Origin of the sequence: Cesiribacter andamanensis AMV16 (assembly GCF_000348925.1) — a bacterium.
Taxonomy (GTDB): Bacteria; Bacteroidota; Bacteroidia; order Cytophagales; family Cyclobacteriaceae; genus Cesiribacter; species Cesiribacter andamanensis.
The window spans coordinates 1-1,871 of sequence record NZ_AODQ01000229.1; the positions used below are offsets into that span (position 1 = coordinate 1).

At 55.5% G+C, this 1,871-nt stretch carries 3 protein-coding genes; all 3 read left to right on the forward strand.

Features of this window, described 5'->3' with window-relative positions; all coding sequences use genetic code 11:
- Window positions 1-301: FAD:protein FMN transferase (locus ADICEAN_RS20670; RefSeq protein ID WP_040398691.1), on the forward strand; the 301-nt coding region annotated here is incomplete at its 5' end.
- 179 nt (window positions 302-480) lie between these two features.
- On the forward strand, window positions 481-1,239 hold the full coding sequence (locus tag ADICEAN_RS20675; protein WP_009197624.1) for a class I SAM-dependent methyltransferase: 759 nt from the start codon (window positions 481-483) through the stop codon (window positions 1,237-1,239).
- Entirely contained in the window at window positions 1,233-1,859 is a 627-nt protein-coding gene (locus ADICEAN_RS20680) for a ZIP family metal transporter (protein WP_009197625.1), read from the forward strand. Before ADICEAN_RS20675 ends, ADICEAN_RS20680 begins: the two co-directional genes overlap by 7 nt.
- Window positions 1,860-1,871 lie beyond the last annotated feature (12 nt).

The window sequence follows — 1,871 nt, forward strand, 5'->3', positions numbered from 1 at the left end:
TCGGGCAATTACCGCAATTGAGCAGGGGGGCATTAAATACTCCCATACCATCAGCCCCATAACCGGCCGGCCCGTGCGGCACAGCCTGCTGAGTGCCTCGGTATTTGCCGCCGATTGCATGACGGCCGATGCCTATGCCACCGCCTTTATGGTGATGGGGCTGGAAAAAGCGCGGGAAGTGCTGGAGCGGGAAAAAGACTTGCAGGCTTACTTTATCTACAGTGATGCCACGGGCGCGTTGCAAACCTGGGCCTCTCCGGGCCTTTCCGAGCAGATCAGGCTGGTAGAAAGCAAGGAATAACAGTTGTTACTCCCCTAAGGCACAGGGGTAGTTCGCACCCCTGCTTCAGCAGGAGGCTTCTGCCGGGGCAGGAACTTATAGCCTTTAGCTCAATGTTATCACACCGATATTTATCGACCGGAAAGGACAAAAATCTTTCCGGTCTTTCTATTTTTGCAAAGTTGTTACAAATAGCGCGAATGCCAACTACCAAAGAATGGTTCGGCGAGTGGTTTAACTCTCCCTATTACCATATCCTGTACAAGCACCGGGATCAGGACGAAGCCCGGTTTTTTATCAATAATCTGGTAGCGTATTTTGGCTTCAGCCCTGCCCATAGCTTGCAGGACCTGGCCTGTGGCAAAGGCCGCCACAGTATTTACCTCAACCAGCTGGGCTTTAATGTGACCGGCCTGGATCTGAGCGAGCAGAACATTCGCTATGCCCGCCGCTATGCCAACGAGCGTCTGCATTTTGATGTGCATGACATGCGGCAGGTGTACCGGGAGGGTGCCTTTGATTTTATCCTGAACCTGTTTACCTCCTTCGGCTATTTTGCGGCCGACCTGGACAACCAGCGCGCCGTATGCGCTGCCGCCAGGGGCCTGACCCCTGATGGCAAGCTGCTGCTGGATTTTCTCAATCCCTATCATGTGCTTAATACACTGGTACCCGAAGAGGTGCGGCAGGTAGAAGGCATCGAATTTCACATTACCCGCCACCTGAGCGGCGATGGCTTTATTGTAAAAGACATCCGCTTTAGCGACGGGGGGGAGCAGCACCATTTTCAGGAGCGGGTAAAGGCCATTACCTACCAGAATTTTCTTCAGTATTTTAAGGTGGCCGGCCTTAAACTGGTAGAAACCTTTGGCAACTATGCCCTGGACCCCTATGTGGAAGACCAATCCGACAGAATGATCTTTGTATTGCAGAACCAACCCGATCAATCCCGGTGCTAAACTATAGCCTGATCTTGTTTATTACGGCCATGCTGGGCGGCCTGGCGGTGCTGTGGGTGCCGGTGCTCAAGGAACGGGTGTACAAGCTGCTGCTGGTATTTGCCGGCTCTTATCTTTTTGCCATTACGGTGGTGCACCTGATGCCCGAGCTCATGAGCCATGCCACCAACAGCAGCCGGGTGGGCATGCTGGTGCTGGCCGGCTTTTTTCTGCAGCTTTTTCTGGAATACCTCTCGGGCGGCATTGAGCATGGCCACCTGCATGGCGCCGGCTCCAACCACCACCATCACCATGGGGCCTTTACCCCCCTTACGCTGCTGCTGGCCCTCTGCCTGCATGCGTTTCTGGAAGGCACACTGCTGATCCACCCTTCGGGCCAGGGCCACCCCCACCAGACCGATACCCTTTTGGCAGGCATAGTGCTGCACAAGGCGCCGGCAGCTTTTGCCCTGATGTCGGTGCTGCTGCACCAGCTGGGCCGGCGCTGGCTGGCGCTGCTTTTTCTGGGCATTTTTGCGCTGGCCTCGCCCGCCGGCCTGGTGTTTAGCGAGCTGATTCAGACCGATGGCGAGGGTCTGCAGCTGATGTCACAGTGGATCTACCCCCTGGTGGCCGGTTAGCTTTCTGCACAT

Excerpts from the sequence above, each read along its gene's own strand:
- ADICEAN_RS20675 (WP_009197624.1), top strand. The coding sequence starts at position 481 with ATGCCAACTACCAAAGAATGGTTCGGCGAGTGGTTTAACTCTCCCTAT.